Genomic DNA, 22,903 nt, shown 5'->3' with positions numbered 1-22,903 from the left:
ACTCACCTTCGCCCCGCGGGCACCTGGCGGATCAGGTCCGGCGTCAGCTCGCTCAGGCTGCCGGCCCCGCAGAGGGCCAGTGTGTGGTCGAGTTCCTGGCGCAGCAGTTCCAGGACGCTCCGCACGCCCCGCTCGCCGTCGGTGGCCAGTCCCCACACCACCGGTCGGCCGATGCCGACTGCCGCCGCGCCCAGCGCGAGCGCCATGACGATGTCCGTCCCGCGCCGGATCCCCCCGTCCAGCAGGATCGGGACGCGCCCGCCGACCGCGTCCACCATCTCCGGCAGCAGGTCGATGGTGGCCGGTACGGTGTCCAGCTGCCGACCGCCGTGGTTGGACAGCAGCAGCCCGTCCACGCCGTGCCGCACGGCCAGCCGGGCGTCCTCCGGATGCAGCACGCCCTTGAGCAGGATCGGCAGGGACGTGAGCCGGCGCAGCCAGTCCACGTGCTCCCAGGACAGCTCGGGCGACATGACGATCTGCCGCACGCTGCCGGGCTCCCCGCCGCGCAGTTCGCGGAGGTTCTCGCAGCGCATGCCCTCGGGCAGGTCGGTGAACCCGTTGCGCTTGTTGCGCTCGCTCAGGCCCAGTACCGGCGAGTCGACGGTCACCACCAGCGCCGTGCAGCCGGCCTCGGTCGCCCGGCGCACCAGTGCCTCGGTGAAGTCCAGATCCGGCTGGAGGTAGAGCTGGAACCAGAGCGCGGTCGGCCGGTCCGGCGCCGCCCGGCGGGCCGCGGCGGCGACGTCCTCGACCGCCACCGTGCTGGCCATGCTCACCACCATGATCGCTCCGGCCGCCGCGGCCGCCCGGGCGGTGGCCAGCTCGCCCTCGGGATGGGCCAGCCGGTGGAAGGCGGTCGGGGAGAGCAGCACCGGCATGCTGGCCCTGCTGCCGAACAGCGAGACGTCCAACTCCCGCTTCTCCCGGCCCCGAAGCACCCTCGGCAGCAGGCTCAACTGCCGAAAGGCCGCCTCGTTGGCCCGTACCGTCACCTCGTCGCGAGCGCCCCCGGCGACATAGTCGTAGTGCACCGGATCCAGCGCGGCCCGCGCCGACGACTCGAAATCCCTGATGTTCAAACGCATCTGAGGCTCCATCAGTCGACGTCCGGGATGGCTCCGAGCCCGCGGGCCGCACCGGCGAGGAAGGCAGCCAGCGGCTCCAGGTGCACGCCCGTGCTGTTCCACTCGTTCTCCAGGTTCTCCGCCATGTGGTGCGTGGCGCGCAGGAGGCCGTGACGGTAGTGCCGGATCACCGGGTGCAGGTAGGCGGCGTCGTGGGCGGTGCCCACCACGTCCTGTGCCACCCGGCGGACGCTGATGTCGAACGGATCCACCTTGTCGTGGTCCGGGCCGTACTCCAGGGTGACCACGAAGACGTCCGCGTCGCCAGGAGCGACCAGGCCGTCGTGCACGTAGCCGACCGGCACCTCCTCGTAGTGCGAGGCCGAGCCGCCCGCCTCGTCGACCACGAGCACATCGGCGAGCACCCCGAACTGCTGCCACAGCGCCGACGTCCGGTTGACCCGCTCGACCACGGCTGCCGCCAACTCACCTTGTGAGGACGGAAGTTCACGCGACGGCCAGGGTCGGTCATGGCCGCGCTGCTCCAGGATCCGGTGCAACGCCCTGACCCCGTAGCGGAAGCCGTGGATGAAACCGCTGGTGGACTTCTTGAAGTCGAGCTGCTGGGTCAGGGTTCCGGCGAAGTACAGGCCGGGTACGTTCACCGACTCGTAGGCGCTGGTCAGCTCCGGAAAGCGGTCGTTGATCACCAGCCGGGGACGGGAGTTGTCGGCGAAGACCGATCCGTCGAAGCGGAATCCGGTACAGGCGATCACCCGGTCGTAGCGCAGTTCCTTCACCACTTCGTCGGCCCGGGAGAACGCGACGCGCACCAGGTAGCCGCTCCCCTGCCGTTCGATGCTCCGCACCGTTCCGTCGAGCACCGCGTTCTGCGACTTGAGCTGGTACGTGTCCAGGAAGTTGTTGTTGACGGCCCGCACGTGGCCGACGAAGTGGCTCTGCCACGCGAGCCGCAGCGAGTGGGGGCCCGCGAGATGGATCACCGCCGCGGTCTCCACCAGGTTGTCCGCCGTCTCCAGCGCCGAGTTGCCCTTGCCGATGATCAGCACCCGCTGGTCGATGAACTCCTTGGGGTCGACCGGGACCGTGGCGTACTGTTCGGCGTGCTCGATCCCCGGGATCCCCGGCACGTACGGCCGACTCACACCGGTGGCCACGACCACGCGCCGCGCCCGGTACCGCCGGCCCTGATCGTCCCGCACGGTGAAACCGCCGTCGTCCTGCTCCCGCCGGACCTCCGCGACCCGGCTGCCGTAGCGGATCCGGAGCTCGAACCGCTCGGCGAAGTCGGACAGGTAGCGCACCATGTCGTCGGCGTCGGGGAAGTACCGCTCGCTGTAGCGGGTGAACAGCAACTCGGGATCCGGCGACAGCAGCGAGTTCCAGTCCATCCGGAGGTTGAACTCCGGGTCGCGGCTGCCCGTGTGCGGCTTGTTGATCGAGATCAGCCGCCGGTGGCGCGGGTACACACCGAAGAAGCTCCCCGGTGTGTTCCCGGCCTCCAGGATCAGGTAGTCCCGGCCCTGTTCGTGCAGCAACTGGCCGAGTTGGAGGCCGGCCGGCCCCGCACCCACCACCAGGCAGTCAAGGATACGGTCGAGCACACCGGCCTCCAGCTTCGCAGCGGAACGTCCCTCGTGTGACAAAGGATCGCGTGGCAATCTCAGAGAGGTCTCAGAGGCCGCTACCCGGACGGGTCGGCGACCCCATGTCGCCGAGGCCGCGTCCGAGTGGGAGGATCCGGCCCGCGGTGGGGCGCACCGGCCGGTGCCGGGGGCGCCGGTTCGGTGGGCCCGTGCGGAGGGGTCAGCGGCGCAGGGCCCGGCGGGCGAGCCAGTTGCCGAGGAACTGGCCGGCCTGGACGATGATGATGATCGTCGCCACCGTGATGTAGACGATGGGCCAGTTGTAGCGCTGCGAGCCGTAGGTGATCGCGAAGTCGCCGAGGCCGCCGCCGCCGAAGAGGCCGGCCTGGGCGGACATGTCGACCACGGCGATGAAGATGAAGGTGTAGCCGAGGATCAGCGGACCCAGCGCCTCGGGGATCAGTACCGTCAGCAGGATGCCGACCGGTCGGGCCCCGGCCGCGCGGGCGGCCTCCACCACGCCGGGGTCGACGGTCAGCAGGTTCTGCTCGACGATCCGGCTGATCGCGAACGCCGCCGAGAGCGACAGCGCCAAGGTGACCGCGTTGGTGCCGATGGTGGTGCCGATGGTGTGCAGCATCAGCGGCTGGATGGCGGTGATGAAGATGACGAACGGCACCGGCCGGACCACGTTGACCAGTACGTTGATGATCAGGAACACCGCCCGGTTGGCGAACATGTGGCCCGGTCGCGTCGCGTACAGCGCCAGCCCGAGGACCAGGCCGAGCACACCGCCGGCCACCAGGGAGATGCTGACGATGTAGAGGGTCTGTCCGATCGCCTCCCGGTAGACCGGCAGGTTGGTGAGGAACTCGTGCATCTCAGGCTTCTTCCTCTACGAGGTCGACGCCGTCCGCGTGCAGGGCCTTGAGCGCTGCGTCCACGGCGTCGTCCGGGCCGGTCAAGGCGAAGGTCAGGCTGCCGACCGGCCGCTCCTGGATCTCGCTGATGCCGCCGAACACGATGTCCGCGGCCACGTGGTGCTCCAGGAACCTGCCGGCCAGTCGAGTCTGGAGTCCTGCCTGGTCGCGCACCCGGACGGTGACCAGCCGTCCGGCGTGCGCGGCGCGCAGCCGGGCCAGCGTCTCCGGCGACGGGCGGTCGCGGAGCGCGGAGCGGACGAACCGCGCCGCCTCCTCCGTCCGCGCCTCGGCCAGGACGTCGTAGGCGCTGCCGGTTTCGACCACCCGGCCGGAGTCGAGCACCGCGACCCGGTCGGCGACGGAGCGGATGACGTCCAGCTCGTGGGTGATGATCACGATGGTCACGCCGAGTTCGCGGTTGACCTGGCGCAGCAGGGCCAGCACCTCGCCGGTGGTCTCCGGGTCGAGCGCGCTGGTCGCCTCGTCCGCCAGCAGCAGTGACGGCTCGGTGGCCAGCGCGCGGGCGATGCCCACCCGCTGCTTCTGGCCGCCGGACAGCTTCTCGGGATGGTCGTGGGCGCGGTCGAGCAGCCCGACGAAGTCCAGCAGCCGAGCCACCCGGCGGTCGCGGTCGGGCTGCCGCACGCCCGCGACCTTCAGCGGGTAGGCGACGTTGCCGGCGACCGTGCGCGACCGGAAGAGGTTGAACTGCTGGAAGACCATGCCGATGTCGCGCCGCACCTCGCGACGATCGCGCTCGTTGAGCGCCGTCAGCTCGTGCCGCCCCACATGGACCCGCCCCGTACTGGGCGTCTCCAGGCCGTTGATCAGCCGCACCAGCGTGCTCTTGCCGGCCCCTGAGTGGCCGATGACACCGAATACCTCGCCGCGGCGGATCTCCAGGTTGATGTCGTCGAGCACCACCTGTGGCGCCGCCTTGCGCCCCTTGCCGGGGAAGGTCTTGCCGACGTGGTCGAAGCGTACGTGCACCGGCGCGGGCACGGGGGGCGGTGGGCTGTCTGCGGGCATGGCTTTCCTCGACTCCGGATCGGGTGTGCCGGACGGCTACTGCTGGGCGGCCTTGGCCTGCTGCTCCACGGTTGCCAGCTCGGCTTGCAGCTGGGCGGCCGGGACGTCGCGGAACACGGCGGTGCCGCCGTTGGCTGCCTGGACGCCCTGCTGAACGGACGGCTGCTGGTACAGCGCGGCGAGCTTGAGGTAGGTCGGGTTGTTGTCGTCGGCCTTGCGGGCGACGAAGATGTTCACATAGGGCGCGGCGCTGGGGCTGGCCGGGTCGTCGTGGAAGATCGCCTGCTTGGTCGTCAGCTTGGCGCTGGTCGCGTAGTCGTCGTTCACGATCGCGGCGGCGACCGAGCCGTTCCGCAGTGCGTCGGCGGTCTGCGAGGCGTCGAGCGTGGTGACGTCGACCTTGTGGGAAACGATGTCGCCGGTGGTGGAGAACGCGGTGCCGCCGTCCTTCAGGCTGAGCAGTCCGGCCGCCTGTAGCACCAGCAGGCCGCGCGCCTCGTTGATGGCGTCATTGGGGATCGCCACCTTGGCGCCGTCCGGCAGCGCGGTCGGCTTGTCGTACTTCAGCGAGTACAGCGGCAGCGGGTAGACCGCGGTGGCGCCGATCGGCTGGAGGTCGTCGTGCGCGGTGACGTTGTAGTTGGCCAGGTACTGGATGTGCTGGAACTCGTTGAGGTCGAGCTGCCCCTCCTTCAGCGCCGGGTTGGGCTGGCTGTAGTCGCTGAAGTTGACGATCTGCACGGTCAGCCCGAGCTGCTTCTTGGCCAGCTCCGTGTAGGTCTTCCAGTACGGCTGGGAGGCGTCGGTGACACCGATGCGTATGGCCTTCGGCCCGCTGTTCGAGCCGCCGGAGAGCGAGAGGACCAGGGTGACGATCAGAGCGGCGACGACCACCAGGGAGGTTGACGCGATCCACACGGTGCGGCGACGTCCGTTGCCGCGTGAGGGCAGCTGCGGCTCGTTCTCCGAAGGGGCGGGGGTCTCGTTGGTCGGGTGTGACTCAGTCATGACAAGTATCTCCAGTGCCTGCTTGAGGGGAGGGTGGTTCAGGGGACGAGGGCGTGCGTGATCGCGGCGCGCTTGGGCGCGCCCGGACAGGCGCCGTCGGCGCACCGACTACTGGATCACGAAGGGCGCGGACACGCGCAGCCGCGCCGGGGGCGGTGAAGCCGATCGGCGCGGGTGGTGTCGCGAAGAGGTCAGCGACAGAGGGAGCTGGCGACCTGGACGTAGTCGACCGCTCGTCGACTCGTCAACAGGGCAGAACGCATGTCCTACACGCTAGCAGTCTCCTGAGAGATGCTCGAAATCCGTGCGATGTGGGGCATGCCACACATCCCGACTGCGTCGCCGAGGTGTCGCCGGGACGTCGCCGAGGCATCGCCGGGACTCGGGCGCAGGAGCGTCAGGGCGAGGTGATGTGGAGCGTCGTGAGGTGGTACGTGATGGTGTAGTTCAGTATGTCGCCGTTGTTGATCAGCCCGAGGCAGCCGGTCACGCCGCTGGCGGGCAGCTTGTTCTGCAGGGTGAGGTTGTGGGTCGAGTTGTCGTAGGTCGCGTTCAGGGCCCCGCTGAACCTGGCCGTGCACACCGTGTTCTGCAGGATGAGCACGAAGCCCGGGACCACACCGGTGGTGATCCCTGTCGCCGAGCTGTACGCGGTGGCGGTGAGCGTCAGCGGCAGTGTGCCGATGGTGAGGGTGGACGCCACACCGGGCGCGGCGGTGCAGCCGCTGAACGGGAACCCGGAGAAGGTGATCAGGGAGGTCCCTGGAAGGGCGGTGCCGTTGGGGGCGTTGCCTGTCACCGCCGACGACGTGCACGAGAAGACGACGAACCCGCTCGCGTTGAGCAGCTGCACCGGCAGCGGGGTCGCCGTAGCGCTCAAGGCGCCCCCGCCGGACACGGTCCAGACGGGAGAGGCGACGGCCTGCGTCGCGCCGAGGCCGAGCAGTACGCAAAGAGCCATGGCCAGGGCGGCTGCGGTACGGAAGATTCGGCGCATGGCTGGTCCTCTCGGTGTGCGTCACCGGCTGCGGCGGTATCCGTCCGACGCTAGGGGGTTGGCGGCCGGTCGGCCATGGGTCGGTGGCGACTACCGGGAACGGGCCCGGTCCGCGGCGGTTTCTCATCCGCGAGCACACGTCGGACGCCGCGGCTTTGTCGGAATCCGCGACTGATCCGCGGCGGTCCGGCGGGGGCCGGGGTTCGCACGATTGCGTTCGACCATGTTCGATACTACGGTCGCTGCTGGTCGGATCCGCGCTGGTGCCAAGGGAGTTGTCAGATGCCGTTGCAGGCGGCGGCGATGGTCCGCAATCCGGTGCTGCCGGGTTCGCATCCCGATCCGTCCATGGTGCGTGTCGGGCAGGACTACTACCTGGCGACGTCCACCTTCGAGTGGTGCCCGGGCGTGCGGCTCCACCATTCCCGGGACCTGGTGCACTGGCGTCCCCTCGGCGGGGCGCTCGACCGCACCCGGCTTCTGGACCTCACCGGATGTCCGGACTCCGGTGGGGTGTGGGCGCCCAACCTGAGCTTCGCCGACGGCCTGTTCCACCTCGTCTACAGCAACGTGTCCACGTACGCGGGCGGGTTCACCGACGTACCCAGCTACCTCGTCACCTCGCCCCGCGTCGAGGGGCCCTGGTCCGATCCGGTCCTGCTGCACTCGCGCGGTTTCGACGCCTCCCTGTTCCATGAGGGCTCCGACAGTTGGCTGTTGAACCTGGTGCACGACTGGCGTCCGGGACACGGCGGTTCGGCCGGGCTGGAGGTCTCCCGCTACGACCGCGCCGGCGGCCTGGTCGGTGACCCGGTACCGGTCGAGCTGCCGCCGGGCGCCGGGTGGATCGAGGGCCCCAACCTGTACCGGCGCGGCGACTGGTACTACCTGCTCACCGCCGAGGGCGGCACCGGCTACCAGCACCAGGTCGTCGTCTCCCGGTCACGCACCCTGGCCGGACCCTACGAACGCGACCCGCACGGCCCACTGATCACCGCTCGCGACCACCCCGAACTGCCGTTGCAGAAGGCCGGACACGGCAGCCTGGTGGACACCCCGTCGGGGGAGTGGTACCTGGCCTACCTGGCGGCACGACCGCACGGAACGCACGGCCCCTGCGTGCTGGGCCGCGAGACCGCGCTCGCACCCGTCACCTGGACCCCCGACGGCTGGCCGCGCGGCGGCACCGGCCTGCCGACGCTCGAAGTACCCGCCCCGGACCTGCCTGTCACCCCATGGGCCGCAGCCGAGGCGGTCGACGGCTTCGACGGGACGCGGCTGGGACCGCACTGGTCCACCCTGCGCAGGCCTCCGGCATCCGACTGGCTCTCACTGACCGAACGCCACTCCCACCTGCGACTGCGCGGCGGCCGCTCGCCCCGGAGCCTGATCGGCCCCAGTCTGGTGGCCCGCAGGGTCACGTCCGCGTGCTGCACCTTCGAGGCCACCGTGGAGTACCGGCCCCGTCTGCACCAGCACCTGGCCGGGATCACCGCGTACTACAACACCCGGAACTGGTACTACCTGTACGTCACCGCGGACGACCACGGACAGGCCCGCCTGCGCCTGGCACGGTGCGACCGGGGGATCCTGACCGCTGACCGGAGCCTTGAGGCCGCCCTCTCCGGCAGCCCGCGCATCCGTGTCGGACTGGATGTCGACGGCCCCGAACTGCGTTTCCGCTGCGACAGGGGCGCCGGCTGGGAGCCCTTCGGCCCCTCGCTCGACGCGACGGTGCTGTCCGACGAGCATGCCGAGGAGTACGAGGCCGACGGCCAGATCCGGGCCCTGGGGTTCACCGGGGCGTTCGTCGGACTCTGGGCCTGGGACCTGACCGGCCACGGCCACCACGCCGACTTCGATGAGGCGACCTACACGGCCCGGTAGCGCCCCCGAACGGCAGAGGACCCCGACGCCGCCGGAGAACCGGGACATCGGGGCCCTGCGTGCTGCGCCCCCGCGCAGCGACTCCGGAGCTCTTCCGGCCGTCCCCCGGACGCCGGAGGAGCTCCAGAGTCACCTCACACCCAACCGTCGCTCCCCCGGAACGGCTTGGTCCCGCACTCAGGACCAAGGACTCACGGGTGGGTGGAGATGTCCGCCGGACTCGGCGTCCCCTCTCGCCTGTCCGACTCCAGCGGAAGCCCCGGGAGCGTGGCGCGCTCACCGGTGGTTCGGGCCTCGCCGCCGTCAACGGCGAGCTTCTCTTCGGTTGCAGTCGGCTCGACGGCCTCAGGCGCGGTCATGTGCTGCCCTCTTCTCGCTGGTTTGATACGTCCAGAAGCATCGCAGAGGCGAATAAACATCGGTTCAACGAGGGTCATTGGGACCCACCAGGGCCGTAGTGGTAGCTTCGGCCTTGGCTCGAACGTGCGAATGGGAGGCCGACGGGGAGTCATCATGACGGACGTCAGTGCTGCCGAAGCCGCACAGTTCCGCTTCCAGCTGCTCGGTACCGTGGCCGCCTGGAGGGACGGGACACAGCTCCAGGTCGGCTCGCCGCAGCAGGTCGCGCTGCTCGCCTCGCTGCTGCTGAGGCCCGGCCAGTCGGTCCCGCTGAAGCAGGTGGTGGGCGACCTGTGGGGCGGTGAGGTCCCGGACCACGCGGTCGGCGCGGTACGCACCTACGCCTCGCGGCTGCGGGCCGTACTCGAACCGGGGCGGGCCCGCCGCGCACCCGGAGCCGTCCTGGTCTCCGTCGGCGACGGCTACACCCTGCGCACCCCGGGCGATCCGGCCCTCTCGGTGGACGTGCACGCCTTCACCGCCAAAATCGCCGAGGCCGAGCGGCTGCGGGCGGCGGGGGAGGCCCGGGCCGCCTACGACCGGCTCGGGACCGCGCTGGCCCTGTGGCAGGGCGAGGCGCTGCTGGGCGTCCCCGGACCGTACGCCGAACAGCAGCGCGGCTGGCTGGAGCAGCGGCGGCTGGCCGCCGCCGAGGCCAGGCTGGAACTCGGCCTGGAACTTGGCCGGCACACCGAGGTCCTGGACGCGCTGGACACCCTGGTCTCCGAGCACCCGCTCCGCGAGCACCTGCGCGAACTGCGGATGCTCGCCCTCTACCGGGGCGGCCGTCAGGCCGAGGCGCTGGCCTGCTTCGCCGAGATCCGGGAGCTGCTGGTCGAGGAGCTCGGCATCGACCCGGGCCCGGAGCTCAGCGCGCTGCACCAGCGGATCCTCGGCGCGGACCCGGAGCTGGCGGTACCGCCGCAGCGCCCGACGACCGACACCGCCGCCGTGTACCGGGCCGTGGTACCGGCCCAGCTGCCCACCGACATACCGGACTTCGCCGGCCGCGAGGGGCAGCTGGAGGGCGTGGTCGCGGCCCTGCGCGCCCCGGCCGGGCAGGCCGTGGCGGTGATCACGCTGTTCGGCATCGGCGGTTCCGGCAAGACCACCCTCGCCGTGCACGCCGCGCACCAGGTCCGGGACCAGTTCCCGGACGGGCATCTGTTCGCCGACCTGCGCGGCGGGCAGCAGGTGACCACGGATCCCGGGCTGGTGCTGGTCGACTTCCTGCGCAGCCTCGGGGTCGCCCCGGGCGGCATTCCCGATGGCCTGGACGAGCGTTCGGCGATGTTCCGCTCGCTGCTGACCGGGCGGCGGATGCTGATCCTGATCGACAACGCCCGTGACGCCTCCCAGGTCCGGCCACTGCTGCCGGGCACCGCCGGGAGCGCGGTGCTGGTCACCAGCCGGGCGCAGCTGGCGGAGCTGCCCGGCACCCGGCTGTTCGAGATCGAGGCGTTCCGCCGGAGCGAGGCGCTGGACCTGTTCGCGGCGGTGATCGGCGCCGAGCGCGCCGCCGCCGAGCCCGAGGCCGTCGAAGCCCTGGTCGCGGCCTGCGGGTTCCTGCCGCTGGGGGTGCGGATCCTCGCCTCCCGGCTGGCGGTGCGCCCGGCCTGGAGCGCCGCCGACCTCGCCGAACGGCTGGCGGACCAGGAGCGGCGGCTGGACGAGCTGCACCTGGGCTCGCTCGGTGTCGAGGCGACCTTCCAGCTGAGTTACGAGCAGCTGCACCCGGAGCAGGCCCGGGCGTTCCGGCTGCTGGCGCTCCCGGACGGGCACGGGCTTACCACCGCCGCCGCGGCCGCGGCGATCGGGCTGCCCGAACGGCGGACCGAGGACGTGCTGGAGTCGCTGCACAGCGCCGGGCTGCTGCTCTCCCGCATCCCCGGCCGCTACCAGTACCACGACCTGCTGCGGCTGTTCGCGCGGCGGCGCAGCGAGCACGAGGACAGCGCGGCGCAGCGCGCCGAGGTGGTGCTGCTGCTGGTGGACCACCTGCTGGCGAACATGGTCAACGCCACCCGCGCGCTGGACCCGGACGGCGCCCTGGTCCGCCATTTCCAGCCGACCCGGGCCGCGGGCCTGCGGTTCGCCGACCGGGAGCAGGCGGCGCGCTGGCCGCACAGCGAGAGCGCGCTGATCTTCGCCATCACCGAACAGGTGGTGCGCAACGCGGCGGATCCGGACAGTGTCACCGGCGGTGGTACCGAGCTGCGCTCGGCGGTGGACCTGCTGCTGGGGCTGGTCTGGCTGCTGGACGGACAGGTGCACGCCGCCCGGTTCCGGGACGTGCTGCGCCCGGCGGGGGTGGCCGCGCGGCGCCGGGGCGACCGGGCCACCGAGGCCCGGGTCTGCTACCTCAGCGGGCTGCTGGACCGGCTGGCGGCCGGACACCGGGAGGCGGAGCCGACGCTGCGCCGGGCACTGGAACTGCTCGCCCCGCGGGACGCCGCCGACCAGGCGCTGCGGGCCACGGTCACCAATGAGATCGCGCTGGTGCTGAACCTCACCTCGCGCACCGCCGAGGCACTGACCTACTTCGAGGAGTCGCTGGCGCTCTGCCGCGACCTGGGCAACACCACCGGGCAGGCCCGGGTGCTGGGCAACATCGCCCGGGTGCACCTCAACGCGGGGCGGCTGGCCGAGGGCGTGGCCTGCGCGGCCCAGGCGGCCGACATCGCGGAGGAGTCCGGCAGCGCCGCCGGTGTCGCCGACAGCTACTACCAGCTGGGCATCGCGCTGCGTGCGGACGGACGCACCGGGGAGGCGGTGCTGCGGCTGCGGAGCGCCCTCGGCTACTTCCAGGAGCAGCAGCGCCGCTCGCTGGAGGGGCTGGCGCTGGGCCGCCTCGCCGAGTGCCTGGCCGACCAGGCGCTCTGGTCGGAGGCGGTGGCGCTGGCCGAGCAGTCGCTGGTGATCGCCGAGGAGTTGGACAGCCAGTACGCCCGGGCGCTGGCCCTGGCGGCGCTGGGCCGCGCGCTGGCGGAGCAGGGCGTCCGGGACCGGGCCCGGGAGTGCCTGCTGGCCGCGGCCGGGCTGTTCGAGGGCCTGCGGGCCCCGGAGACGGCGGGGACGCGCGAGCTGCTGGCCCGGATCACCGCCTCGGCCGACTAGCGGGCTGATCTCAGCGCGGGCCGCCGACGGGGGGAATGTCGCGGTGGGTGAACCACTCCCAGGGGCCAGGGAGCACCGCCGCCGTGCCCGCGTCGGGTGCGTCCTCGTGCGGCGTGGCGTGCCGCAGCGCGGTGTGCAGTGGAATCACCCGCGCCAGGGCTCTGGTCTCTGGACGGTGTCCGTCGCCGGTGCGCTGGATCATGTGCCTGGTCCTCCGCGTCATCTGGAACGTGCTGTGCGGCACATCCTGCGACCAGGGGCTAAACAACCAATCAACGCCGAACCGGGGCGGTCGCCCCGGGGGTGGAGGCCGTGGTGGCGGCCGTGAACGCGACCAGGGTCGCCTCGATGTCCGCCAGCAGCTCGGCGCGGTCGGCAGGCTCCATGAACGCGGCCCGGGCGCCGGTGGCCGCCAGTCCCGCCAGGTCGCCCGGGCCGAGACCGAAGGCGTCCGCGAGCAGCCGGTACTCACGGTCGAGGGTCGTGGCGAACATGCCGGGATCGTCGGAGCACACGGTGACCGGCACGCCGTGCGCCAGGAAGACCGGCAGCGGATGGTCGCCCATCCGGCCCACGGCCCTGGTGGCCAGGTTGGAGCTGGGACAGACCTCGACCGCGGTGCCGCTGTCGCGCAGGTGCGCCAGGAGGGCCGGGTCCTCGGCCGCGCCGATGCCGTGGCCGATGCGCCCGGCACCCAGATCGCGCACGGCCGACCACACCTGCTCGGCGCCCACCGTCTCCCCGGCGTGGCACACCCGGTGCAGTCCGGCCCTTCCGGCGCGGGCGAACTGCTCGGCGAAGCGGACCCGCGGCCGGCCGACCTCCGGACCACCCAGACCGACGGCGACGGTTCCCGGCGGGCGCACGTCCACGGCGAAGTCGGTGGCCCGATCGGCGGTCGCCGGGTCCGGGGCGCCGACCTCGATGATCCAGTTCAGGGTCACGCCATGGCGCTCCCGGGCCGCCGCACGGCCCTCGGCGAGCGCCTCGGCCAGTTCCCCGGCGGCGGTGCCCGCGGCGAAGTGCTCGGCCGCGGTGACGGCCACCTCGGCGTAGCGCACGTTGCTCGCCGCGGCATCGCGCGCCAGGCCGTCGACGAGCACCAGGATGTCGGCCCGGGTACGGACCAGCCCGGCCACCCGCGTGTAGACCTCCAGGAAGTGCCGGAAGCCGGTGAACGCGTAGAGGGCGCGCACCTGCGCGAGAGTCGTCGGCAGACGCTCCTCCGGGTGGCGGCGCGACAACTCCACCACCGTCTCGGGCGACGCCGACCCGACCAGGTGCAGGTGCAGGTCGGTCTTGGGCAGCGCGGCGATGAACGCGCGAGCGCTCTGCGAGCCGCTGGGATGGGGCTCCGTCATGCCTGCGTTCCCGAGAGTTCGTGCCTGGTGCCGTCGGTGATGGCGTGGAGCTTGTCGGGGTTGGCCACGTTGTGGATGGTCGAGATGCGGCCTTCCGGGTCGAAGTCGAAGGTCAGCGTGGCGATCACGCGGTCCGGGCCGCGGAACACCAAGCCCGGGCCGCCGTTGATCGAGGTGAGCTCTGCCCGCATCTGGCCGGGCTCGACGCCCTGGTAGGTCATGGTGCCGAGCGAGGAGAACCAACGGGCCACGGTCTCCAGGCCGACGACCGGCTTGAGGGCCTGGCGGACCTTGCCGCCGCCGTCGGTCCACACCGTCACGTCCGGGGAGAGCAGTTCCATGAGGGTGTTGATGTCGCCGCCCGTCGCCGCCGCGATGAAGCGCTCGGTGGCGTCGCGCTGGCGGGCGCGGTCGGCGGTGAAGCGGGGCCGGCGGGCCTGGACGTGCGCGCGGGCACGGTGCGCGGCCTGCCGGACCGCCGTCTCCGAGCGTTCCACCGCTTCCGCGATCTCCGCGTAGCTGAAGGCGAAGACCTCCTTCAACACGAAGACCGCACGCTCCAGCGGGCTCAGCGTCTCCAGGACGACCAGCAGGGCCATCGAGACCGAGTCCGCCGCGGCGACGCCGTCGGCGGTGTCCGGGCCGGTCAGGATCGGCTCGGGCAGCCAGGGCCCGACGTAGGTCTCGCGCTGGTGGCGGGTCGAACGGAGCCGCTCCATCGCCAGGTTGGAGACGATCCGGGTCAGGTAGGCCTTGGGCTCGGCGACCTGGGAGCGGTCGGCCGCCGACCACTTGAGCCAGGCGTCCTGGACCACGTCCTCGGCGTCGGCGGCCGAGCCGAGGATGCGGTAGGCGACGGAGAAGAGCAGGGAGCGGTACTGCTGGAAGGCGAGCTGGTCGGGGCCGGTCTGCTGCGACTGGGTCATATGGCGCTCCTGGTCCGGGTGTAGCGGCCGCCGTGCGGCCAGAGGGCGCCCGAGGCGGGCATCTTCCGCATGCGGGCGAAGGTGGGCCACGGGGCGGCGCTGACCGTCTCCTTGTACTTCGCGGCCCGCTTGCCGGTCAGCACGATCCGTCGCGGGCTGCCGTCGGGGTGGGTGAACTGCACGACGGCGTCGTTCCGGCCCAGGCTGACGGGCGTGTGGTAGTAGCCGAAGCGGAAGGGCCGGGGCTCCTTCCCGGCCAGCGTCCGCAGGATCGACAGCGCCGCGTGCACGCCGGTGGGCATGCCGCTCTGGCAGGTCCCGTGCATCACGCCGTAGCCCTGAGGGACGGCCGCCGCGTCGCCCACGGCGTAGACGTCCGGGTGCGAGGTCGAGCGCAGTGCGTTGTCGGTGACCACCCGGCCGCGCTCGTCGACGGCCAGGCCCGCGGCGGCAGCCAACGGCGAGACGCGAGTCCCGGTGGTCCACAGCACCGCTGCCGCCGGGATGCCGGGGCCGTCCGCGAGCTCGACGCTGTCCGGCAGCACCTTGACCACCTCGACGCCGCTGCGCACCTCCACGCCGAGCCGGGCGAGCGCCGCGTCCAGGTGGGCCCTGGCCTTCGGGTGCATGCCCGCGCCCGGCTGCTGCCGACCCAGGAGCACCACCTGGAGCTCCGGGTGCCGCTCGGCGATCTCCGCGGCGGCCTCGACACCGGTGAGGCCGCTGCCGCCGATCACGACGGTCCCGCCGTCGAGCCGGGCCAGCCGGTCAGCGAGGAGGGTGGCGTCCTGCGGACTGTCGAAGGTGTAGGCGTGGTCGTCCACACCGGGGACGGCGGCGGTGTCCGCGATGCTGCCCAGGCCGTAGACCAGGGTGTCGTAGCGCAGGACCCGGTCGTCGTCGATCCGGACGGTCCTGGCCTCGGCGTCGACGGCGGTGACCCAGCCGCGCACGAATGCGGCGCCGGTGCCGTCCAGCAGTTCGGGGATGTTCATCTCGGCCGTCTCCTGGCCGGTGGCGGTCATGTGCAGGCGGAGCCGCTCGGTGAAGGTGTCGTACGGGTTGACCAGCGTCACCCGCAGGTCCCCGCGCTTCCTGGTGCGGGCCGCGAGCTGGACCGCGGCCGAGAGTCCCGCGTAACCCGCGCCCAGGACCAGGACCTCGTGCTGCTGCGCTGCTGTCGTGTCCATCGCTCTGCTGCCTCTTTCGTGTCGGTCGTTCCCGCCGTGCGGACGACCAGCAGACGCAAGCTGGGTTTCCGTTCGTGACATGGAGCTGATGTGGTCCGCGTCACATCGTGACCCGGGCTTCGTCAGCACGAGGCGGCCGACTGCTCGGGCGGCCTCGGTGCGGGACTGTTCACCGGCCGTCGTCGAATGCTGAGGAACAGCGCGACGCCGGCGGTGAGGACGAGTAGGCCGGCCGCCAGCAGGAGCCAGGGGTCGAGCATGCCCTCGGTGCAGGTGCTGCCGGTGGCCGAGGTGGTGCAGTAGGTGCCGGGGCCGTGCTGGTTGAGGTAGGCCAGGAGGAACAGTGGCAGGCTCGCACCGGACAGCAGGCCGGGCAGACCCCGCCCGGTGCCTGGACGCGTGGCCAGGGCGACGGTGCCGGCCAGGGGGATCGGCAGGACGAAGATCCCGATCGACAGCATGGTGACGAGGGCGAGCAGGTAGCAGGCGCCGGTCAGCAGCCATCCGGCGAAGAGCCACCAGTCACGTCTGTTGCTGGTCATGCCTTCTTCTTTCGTTTGAAGATGTCGAGGAGGGAGGCGATTTTCCCGGCACGGTCGAACAGGGCCAGCGCGGGCCCGCGTTCCCCTTCGAGGTTGGCGAGCATCTCCAGGCCCAGGTACAGGGCCACGATCGCGTGGGCGAGTTCTTCGGGGGGCAGCAGTCGCGCGGCGGGGGAGCCCGCGAGCGCGTCGCGGACGCTGTCGGCGGCGAAGGTGCGCCACGGACGGATCCGGGCGGCGACTTCCGGGCGGAGCTCGGGGGTGAACTGGGCAGCGGCGATCATCTCGACGAGCACGGTCACGTGTCCCTGGTCCAGGTCCTCATCGAACACCGTCCTGGCAGCCTGGACCAGGGCGCCGAGGTTCTTGGACTCATCGACCATCGCCTGGTAGCGCTCGTTGCGCGCACCGCTGACCATGTCCAAGGCCGCCAGGTGCAGTTTGGCCACTGAGCCGAAGTGATAGAAGATCAGCGACTGGTTGCAGCCCGCGCGCCGGGCGATCTCCCGGGCGCTGGCTCCGGCGAAGCCCTCCTCGCGCAGGGCGGCGACGGCTCCGGCGACCAGCGCCGCTCGCGTCTCCGCCGAACTGGAGCCCCCGGACGACTCAACCGAACGCTTCCCACCGGCTCTGGCCACGGCGCGCCTTTCACTGATCGATCGGATTGAGCAACTGCTCAAAACTTAGAGGTCATCAGAAAGCCCGGCAAGGGGCGGGAACCAGCCAGTTGTTGACGTGCCGTCAGTTACGCCCGGGGCAGCCGGGGTCAGGTTCGGGCGGTCGGCATGGTCAGGCCCCGGGCGGCGAGGATCCGCGGCGCGTCCGCCAGAACCAGGCCCGCCGCGCCGCGCACCTCGGCGCTCTCCCCCAACTCGCCCCCGGCGACCCGGATCCGGTCGGTCAGGGCGGCGAACGTGTGGCGCTTGACGCTGGTCTGCAACGGTGTGAAGAGCAGGTCGCCGAGCTGGGCCAGCTCTCCGCCGACAACGATCAGCTCGGGGTTGAGGATCGTCACCAGCGTGGCCAGTACCCGGCCGATCTGCTCGGCGGCGTCCTGGACCGCGCGGAGGGCGCCGGGGTTGCCCGAGGCGACCAGCGTCAGCACGTCGGCCACGCTCACCGGCTCGTTCCAACTGTCGCTGAGCAGGCGGCTGATGGCAACGGGACTGGCGACGGTCTCCAGGCATCCGCGCTGGCCGCAGCGGCAGATGCGGCCGCCGGGGTCGACGACGACGTGGCCGATCTCCCCGGCCAGGCCGTCGCCGCCGAGCAGCGGCACGCCGTTCATCACCACGCCCGCGCCGATACCGGCCGACAGGCGCACGTAGACGAGGTTCCTGCTGGCCCGCCCGGCCCCGTAGAGGCGCTCGCCCAGGGCACCGGCGTTGGCGTCGTTGGCCAGGCTGGTGGTCAGTCCGGTCCGGTCGGCCAGCTCGACGCCGGGGTGGACACCGACCCAGCCGGGCATGATCCCCATGGCCTCCAGGGAGCCGTCCAGCTGATGCACGGGGGCGGCGATGTCCACGCCCATGCCCAGGACCCGCTCCGCGACGCCGGTCTCCGAGATTCCGTTCATCGCGAGCTCGGCCACCAGGTCCAGCGTCTCCTGCGGTGCCCGGTCGACGCTGTGCGCCCGGTACGCCTCCCAGACCGAGGTGCCACGGAGGTCGCAGATGGCGACGCGGACGTGCTGGTGGCCGATGTCCGCGCCCACCGCGTAGGCGGCCGACGCCGTCAGGGCGATCGGCTGTACCGGACGCCCGCCCTTGCGGCCCTCGGACTCGGCCGGGTCGGGCACGTTGTCCTCGTTCACCAGACCGGCCTCCAGCAGGTCGGTCACCAGCGCCGAGACCGTCGCCCGGCTCAGCCCGGTTGCCCTGACCAGCTCCAACCTGCTGGTGGAGACGCTGTCGTACACGGCCTGCAGGACGCGGAAGCGTCCGATCTCCCTAAGGTTGAACGGTGTGCTGATGATCCCTCTCCTCGCTGGAGGAACGCCGCTGTCGAGCTCATCATCCCCCGGCGGGACTCCCCGGCGCGTTGCCGATCGGGGCGGTGTGCCCACGAGCGCCACGCGCCACCACTGGCGCATCCGCCGGGGAGCGCGAGAGTTCATGGGTTCGTTGACGAAAGGTGACGGCCCGGTGCCTCACTACTGGCGTTAACTTGCCCCACGACCAGGGCGGATGATGTTCTCGGGAAGGAAGTCGAAAGTAGGGGGCGCCGTGTACCACGCGGTGCGACCAGGTAAGGACAGACATGCAACTGGCCAACAACGGCGGCTCGCCCGGTCACCACCGCATCGAGCCGAGCAGTGAGGAGATCGCCGTCTACCGCTGGACGGCACGCCACGAGCACGTTGATCTCCAGGACACCGCGAGGGAGTTGGGGCTGACACCGGAAGCGGTCGGCACCGCCCTGCGCTCGCTCACCATGATGGGACTGCTTCGGGCGGACGCCTCCGACCCCGACCGGCTGCGCATGGTCGACCCCGACCTCGTGGTAGCCACCAAGACCGCGTCCCTGGAAAGCGCGATCCACCAGCAGCAGACGCGGCTCGACCAGATCCGCGAGCGGTTCGGCAGCCTGCGGAGCCACTATCTGGAGGCCCTGAGCCGAACGAACGAGATCGAGGTGATCGCCCGGATGGAAGAGGTCCGGGGAGCGCTGACCCGCGCCTCGGCGGACTGCGGAGAGGAGATGCTGGCCAGCCAGCCGGGAGGCAACCGGGTCCCGAAGGTACTCGAAGAGGCCCTGAGCCGGGACCGGGCGATGCTGTCCCGCGGCGTGCGGATGCGCACGCTCTACCACCACACCGCCCGGTTCAACGGCCCCAGCCAGGCGTATGTCGCGGCGCTGTCGCCGCTGGGCGCCGAATACCGCACCGCCCACGAGCTGTTCGGCCGGCTCATCATCTACGACCGGCGGGTCGCCTTCATTCCGGAACGATCAGCGACCTGGGGCGCCGTCGTCATCCGTGAACCATCGATCGTCGAATACCTGTGCTCGGTTTTCGAGCAGGCGTGGACCCAGGCGCAGCCCTTCTCCGAGGCGGCCGCGGACGGCCTGGAGGCGGTCGCGAAGGACATCGACCGCAGCATTCTGCGGCTGCTCGCGGCGGGCCTGAAGGACGAGACGATCGCCCGGCGGCTCGGCATGTCGCTGCGGACCGCCCGGAAGCACATCGCCGACATCATGGCGCTGCTCGGCGCCCAGAGCCGGTTCCAGGCGGGGGTGCTCGCGGCCGCCCGCGGCCTGCTCGCGCCGGAGGAACCGGGGGAGGCTCCCGACATCGACGGCTGACCGGCGCCGCCCCCGGCCGGGCCCGCGATCCGGTACCGGGTTCCCGTAGCTACCGCACCGGCGGTGAAGCCCGGAAGATGGCTGCGGGAGGGCCGGGGGAGGGCGGAGTTGGACATGGAGTCAGCCGGACACGGCATGGAGACGTTCCTGGGCGACATCGCGCTGTGCCTCTCGGTGTCCAGGGGCACCAGTCCGGCACTGGTGTGGCCCCGGGGCTGCGAGGCCGTGCTGGGCAGGCTCACCCCCTTCGGCCGGAGGGCCGCCCGCCTGACCACCGAGGCCGAGGCGCTCGCGGCCCGATGGGAAAGTGCCGCCAGTACGCGTGAGTTGACGTCGGGTCTGCGGGTCTCGCTGGGTACCGGGGTGGATGCCGCCTTCCAGCCGGTGCGGACCGGGACGAGCGGCGGGCCGCTGTGCGCGGAGTCGGACCAGCTGCTGCTCCCGGTTCACGGCGGCTGCCGGATCGACGTCGCACCGCCGCGGGACCGGCCGGTCCGGCCGCCCGCCGATCGGCCACTCAGCCTACGGCTGAGGGTCGGCGGGGCGTTCTACGTACCGGCCGGTTTCACGGCCACGCCGCACCAGGCGCCCACGTCCTGCGTGCTGCTGGTCCTGAGACTGCGCGCCGACGGCGAACCTGACAATCCCCCCGAGCATGGTATTTGAGGCGTTATAAGTGGTTCTTTGCAGTAATGTCCCCCCTTCGCCTTGATGTGGTGCAGCTTGGTGAGCAGGGCCAACTGTGGTTCACCCGACGTGCGTTGGCCATGCTGGTGGTCAGGACGCAGCCCCGGACCGGGGTTGTCGGACCAGATCCACGTTCCCTGAGGAGCCCACCCCATGAACCGCCTCCGCTCCGCCGCGACCGCTCTCGCCCTGGCCGCCACCACCGTCGCCCTCGCCGCCTCCGCCGCGATCGCGGCGCCCGCGCCCGGGCCCGCCGCGCAGGCCGCCCCGGCCGCGGCCGTCCAGGCCCCCAACCCCGCCGCGGTCGGCCCCGCCGACAGCGGCTGGGGAGGCTGATCCGCGAGCGCTCCGGCCTCGCTCACTGTCACCGCTTCGGACGAGCCGGGAAGACGCGCCGGTATCACCAGGTCTTCCCAGAGAGACGGCATACCGTGAACAGTGAAACCATCGCCTCCGGTGAAATGCTCAGCAACCGCGAACGGCAGGTCCTCAGCCTGCTCGCGGAGGGCTACACCTACCAGTCCATCGCCCAGCACATGCAGATCAGCCCCCACACCGTGGACTCGTACCTGCGCCGCATCCGCGGGAAGACCGGCGCCAGAGGCCGCGTCCATCTGCTGCGCCTGGCGATCGCCCTCGACGAGGGCTCCAGGCTCGTCGGAATGTCCGGCTGACGGCCCACACATCCGCAGTCACCGTCACCATGCGCAGTCGCCCCGTCGCGTGTTCACCGGCGCGCCCCGGCTGAACCATGCCCTCAATCGGAGAGTTTTCCCATGACCGCTGCAGTCCCTTCGTTCGGCGTGATATCCGGCGCCCAAGTGCGGGCAGTCCTGGCCGGGCAGGAGAAGAAGATCACGGACCTGGTCGAGTCGACCTACCGGTTGCACGGCACCGGCGGCACGGTCAATCCCCCCTCGTACTTCCTGCAGTTCCCCGACCGCCCGACCGCCCGGATCATCGCCCTGCCCGCCTCCCTGGGCGGGGAGTCCGCGGTGGACGGACTGAAGTGGATCTCCAGTTTCCCGGAGAACGTGAAGCGGGGGATCCCGCGCGCCTCGGCGGTGCTCATCCTGAACGACCCCGAGACCGGCTATCCCATGGCCTGCCTGGAGAGTTCGGTCATCAGCGCGGTCCGGACCGCGGCGTCCGCGGCGCTCGCGGCGGACTGGCTGACCCGCGAGCGGGGTCGCCCGACCCGCATCGGTTTCGTCGGCACCGGGCTGATCGCGCGCTACATCCACACCTATCTCCTGGGCACCGGCTGGTCGTTCGGGGACGTCGGGGTGCACGACCTCGCCGCGGAGCACGCCGAGGGGTTCCGCGGCTACCTCCAGGAGGCCGACGGCAGCGCCCGGGTCACCGTCCACCGCGACGCGGAGGAGTTGATCCGCTCCTCGGACCTGGTGGTGTTCGCGACCGTCGCCGCGGCGCCGCACGTCACGGAGCAGGACTGGTTCGCCCACAACCCCCTGGTCCTGCACGTGTCGCTGCGCGACCTGGCCCCCGAGATCCTGCTGGGCTCCACCAACATCCTGGACGACGTCGAGCACTGCCTGAAGGCGAACACCTCGCCGCACCTGGTCGAACAGCTGGTGGGCAACCGCGACTTCGTGAACGGGACGCTCTTCGACGTGATGAACGGCTCCGTGGCGATCCCCGCGGACCGGCCGGTGGTCTTCTCCCCGTTCGGTCTCGGGGTGCTGGACCTCGCGGTCGGAAAGCACGTCCTCGACGAGGTCGGGCGCTCGGGAGAACTGACCGTCATCGACGATTTCCACTCGGAGCTGCGGCGCTACGGATAGCCGCCGTTCGAACCCGCTCTGCCGTTCGAATGGAGGTTTTCTGTGCCGATCGTCTCCCGTCCCGAGGACTTCAATGTCGATGATCTCTACGTGGATCTGCGCCCTGTGCTCGCGGCCCCGCTCTATCTGAAGTGCGAAGGCTTCAACTTCGCCGGATCGATCAAACTCAAGGCCGCGACCGCGCTGGTGGACGCGGCCGAGCGGGACGGCCTGCTGTCCCCCGACTCCGTCATCGTGGAGTCCTCCTCGGGCAATCTCGGGGTGGCCCTCAGCATGATCGCGGCCAGCCGGGGCTACCGGTTCCTGTGCGTGACCGACACCCGCTGCAACCTGACGACCCGACGGTTGATGGAAGCACTCGGAAGCCAGGTGCACACCGTCGTGGAGCCCAGCGCCGAAGGCGGCTTCCTCGCCGCCCGCCTCGGCTACGTGCGGGAGCTGTGCGCCGCCGACAGCCGCTACGTCTGGCTGAACCAGTACACCAACCCCAGCAACTGGATGGCGCACTACCGGCGGACCGCGCCGGCCGTCGCCCAGCGGTTCCCGGACCTGGACGTGCTCTTCGTCGGGGCCGGGACCACCGGCACGCTGATGGGCTGCGCCCGCTACCTGCGTGAGACCCGGCCCGGGGTCACCGTCGTCGCGGTGGACTCGGTCGGCTCCGTGTCCTTCGGCGGACCACCGGCACCGCGGATGATCCCCGGACTGGGCGCGGGAGTCCGGCCGCCGCTGCTGGACGAGTCCTACGTCGACGACGTCGTGCTCGTCCCGGAGCTGGACACACTGCGCGCCTGCCATCAACTGGCCCGCCACGGATACCTGTTCGGCGGCTCCACCGGGACCGTGGTCAGCGGCGCGCTGCGCTGGCTCGCCGAGCACCGGCCGGGCGTCGAGACGACCGCGGTCGCCATCTCCGCGGACCTCGGCGAGCGCTACCTCGATTCGGTCTACCAGCCCGGCTGGGTCCGGGAGGGCTACGGCCCGGACGCGTTGGAGGAGCCCCGCCCGGACGAGCGGCTGGCCGTGTCCGGTGTGGCCGGCTGACTGCCGTACGC

The 22,903-nt window shown here is 71.4% G+C and carries 21 protein-coding genes; 8 read left to right on the top strand and 13 right to left on the bottom strand.

What is annotated here, in order from left to right:
- Positions 1-2: 2 nt before the first annotated feature.
- From GXP74_RS29135 to GXP74_RS29110, 6 genes are all read right to left on the bottom strand, one after another.
- The gene (locus tag GXP74_RS29135) at positions 3-1,088 is read right to left on the bottom strand and encodes an alpha-hydroxy acid oxidase (protein ID WP_182454220.1); all 1,086 of its coding nucleotides are present in this window, start codon (positions 1,086-1,088) and stop codon (positions 3-5) included.
- An 11-nt stretch (positions 1,089-1,099) separates the two neighbouring features.
- Entirely contained in the window at positions 1,100-2,692 is a 1,593-nt protein-coding gene (locus GXP74_RS29130; RefSeq protein ID WP_225448276.1) for an NAD(P)-binding domain-containing protein, read from the bottom strand.
- Between the two features lie 202 nt (positions 2,693-2,894).
- Positions 2,895-3,554, bottom strand: coding sequence for a methionine ABC transporter permease (locus GXP74_RS29125; protein WP_182454219.1), 660 nt, complete (start codon positions 3,552-3,554; stop codon positions 2,895-2,897).
- Between the two features lies 1 nt (position 3,555).
- A complete protein-coding gene (locus GXP74_RS29120) occupies positions 3,556-4,626 on the bottom strand; it encodes a methionine ABC transporter ATP-binding protein (protein WP_182454218.1) in 1,071 nt (356 codons plus the stop codon).
- Between the two features lie 36 nt (positions 4,627-4,662).
- A complete protein-coding gene (locus GXP74_RS29115) occupies positions 4,663-5,634 on the bottom strand; it encodes a MetQ/NlpA family ABC transporter substrate-binding protein (RefSeq protein ID WP_182454217.1) in 972 nt (323 codons plus the stop codon).
- Between the two features lie 397 nt (positions 5,635-6,031).
- A complete protein-coding gene (locus tag GXP74_RS29110; RefSeq protein ID WP_182454216.1) occupies positions 6,032-6,631 on the bottom strand; it encodes a hypothetical protein in 600 nt (199 codons plus the stop codon).
- 282 nt (positions 6,632-6,913) lie between these two features.
- Here GXP74_RS29110 and GXP74_RS29105 point away from each other — a divergent pair, with 282 nt between their 5' ends.
- Both GXP74_RS29105 and GXP74_RS41945 read left to right on the top strand, forming a co-directional pair.
- The gene (locus GXP74_RS29105; protein ID WP_225448275.1) at positions 6,914-8,518 is read left to right on the top strand and encodes a glycoside hydrolase family 43 protein; all 1,605 of its coding nucleotides are present in this window, start codon (positions 6,914-6,916) and stop codon (positions 8,516-8,518) included.
- Positions 8,519-9,031: 513 nt separating this feature from the next.
- A complete protein-coding gene (locus GXP74_RS41945; protein ID WP_182454215.1) occupies positions 9,032-12,034 on the top strand; it encodes a BTAD domain-containing putative transcriptional regulator in 3,003 nt (1,000 codons plus the stop codon).
- A 10-nt stretch (positions 12,035-12,044) separates the two neighbouring features.
- Here GXP74_RS41945 and GXP74_RS29095 read toward each other — a convergent pair whose 3' ends face one another.
- The 7 genes from GXP74_RS29095 to GXP74_RS29065 form a co-directional block, all read right to left on the bottom strand.
- Complete coding sequence (locus GXP74_RS29095; protein WP_182454214.1) at positions 12,045-12,236, bottom strand: hypothetical protein; 192 nt, start codon at positions 12,234-12,236, stop codon at positions 12,045-12,047.
- Positions 12,237-12,306: 70 nt separating this feature from the next.
- Positions 12,307-13,395: an adenosine deaminase gene (gene add, locus GXP74_RS29090; protein WP_182454213.1), complete on the bottom strand. Its 1,089-nt coding sequence runs from the start codon at positions 13,393-13,395 to the stop codon at positions 12,307-12,309.
- Positions 13,392-14,321, bottom strand: a complete 930-nt coding sequence (locus GXP74_RS29085; RefSeq protein WP_182454212.1) for an RNA polymerase sigma-70 factor — start codon at positions 14,319-14,321, stop codon at positions 13,392-13,394. Before GXP74_RS29085 ends, add begins: the two co-directional genes overlap by 4 nt.
- Positions 14,318-15,511: an NAD(P)/FAD-dependent oxidoreductase gene (locus tag GXP74_RS29080; protein ID WP_182454211.1), complete on the bottom strand. Its 1,194-nt coding sequence runs from the start codon at positions 15,509-15,511 to the stop codon at positions 14,318-14,320. The genes GXP74_RS29085 and GXP74_RS29080 overlap by 4 nt, the downstream gene beginning before the upstream one ends.
- Positions 15,512-15,633: 122 nt before the next feature.
- On the bottom strand, positions 15,634-16,053 hold the full coding sequence (locus GXP74_RS29075; RefSeq protein ID WP_182454210.1) for a hypothetical protein: 420 nt from the start codon (positions 16,051-16,053) through the stop codon (positions 15,634-15,636).
- A complete protein-coding gene (locus GXP74_RS29070; protein ID WP_182454209.1) occupies positions 16,050-16,691 on the bottom strand; it encodes a TetR/AcrR family transcriptional regulator in 642 nt (213 codons plus the stop codon). Before GXP74_RS29070 ends, GXP74_RS29075 begins: the two co-directional genes overlap by 4 nt.
- A gap of 128 nt (positions 16,692-16,819) precedes the next feature.
- On the bottom strand, positions 16,820-17,971 hold the full coding sequence (locus tag GXP74_RS29065) for an ROK family protein (protein ID WP_182454208.1): 1,152 nt from the start codon (positions 17,969-17,971) through the stop codon (positions 16,820-16,822).
- A 341-nt stretch (positions 17,972-18,312) separates the two neighbouring features.
- Between GXP74_RS29065 and GXP74_RS29060 the strand changes: the two genes are divergently transcribed.
- The 6 genes from GXP74_RS29060 (at position 18,313) to sbnA (ending at position 22,892) form a co-directional block, all read left to right on the top strand.
- The gene (locus tag GXP74_RS29060) at positions 18,313-19,356 is read left to right on the top strand and encodes a helix-turn-helix transcriptional regulator (RefSeq protein WP_182454207.1); all 1,044 of its coding nucleotides are present in this window, start codon (positions 18,313-18,315) and stop codon (positions 19,354-19,356) included.
- 114 nt (positions 19,357-19,470) lie between these two features.
- Positions 19,471-20,022, top strand: a complete 552-nt coding sequence (locus GXP74_RS29055) for a hypothetical protein (protein WP_182454206.1) — start codon at positions 19,471-19,473, stop codon at positions 20,020-20,022.
- A gap of 174 nt (positions 20,023-20,196) precedes the next feature.
- Positions 20,197-20,379: a hypothetical protein gene (locus GXP74_RS29050; RefSeq protein WP_182454205.1), complete on the top strand. Its 183-nt coding sequence runs from the start codon at positions 20,197-20,199 to the stop codon at positions 20,377-20,379.
- Between the two features lie 95 nt (positions 20,380-20,474).
- Complete coding sequence (locus GXP74_RS29045) at positions 20,475-20,717, top strand: response regulator transcription factor (protein ID WP_225448274.1); 243 nt, start codon at positions 20,475-20,477, stop codon at positions 20,715-20,717.
- A gap of 102 nt (positions 20,718-20,819) precedes the next feature.
- A complete protein-coding gene (gene sbnB, locus GXP74_RS29040; protein WP_182454204.1) occupies positions 20,820-21,848 on the top strand; it encodes a 2,3-diaminopropionate biosynthesis protein SbnB in 1,029 nt (342 codons plus the stop codon).
- 42 nt (positions 21,849-21,890) lie between these two features.
- On the top strand, positions 21,891-22,892 hold the full coding sequence (sbnA, locus tag GXP74_RS29035; RefSeq protein ID WP_182454203.1) for a 2,3-diaminopropionate biosynthesis protein SbnA: 1,002 nt from the start codon (positions 21,891-21,893) through the stop codon (positions 22,890-22,892).
- Positions 22,893-22,903: the final 11 nt, after the last annotated feature.

The organism is Streptacidiphilus sp. P02-A3a, from assembly GCF_014084105.1.
Lineage (GTDB): Bacteria > Actinomycetota > Actinomycetes > Streptomycetales > Streptomycetaceae > Streptacidiphilus.
Note: the sequence above shows the minus strand (reverse complement) of the source record. Positions and strands in the feature narration are given on the sequence as shown.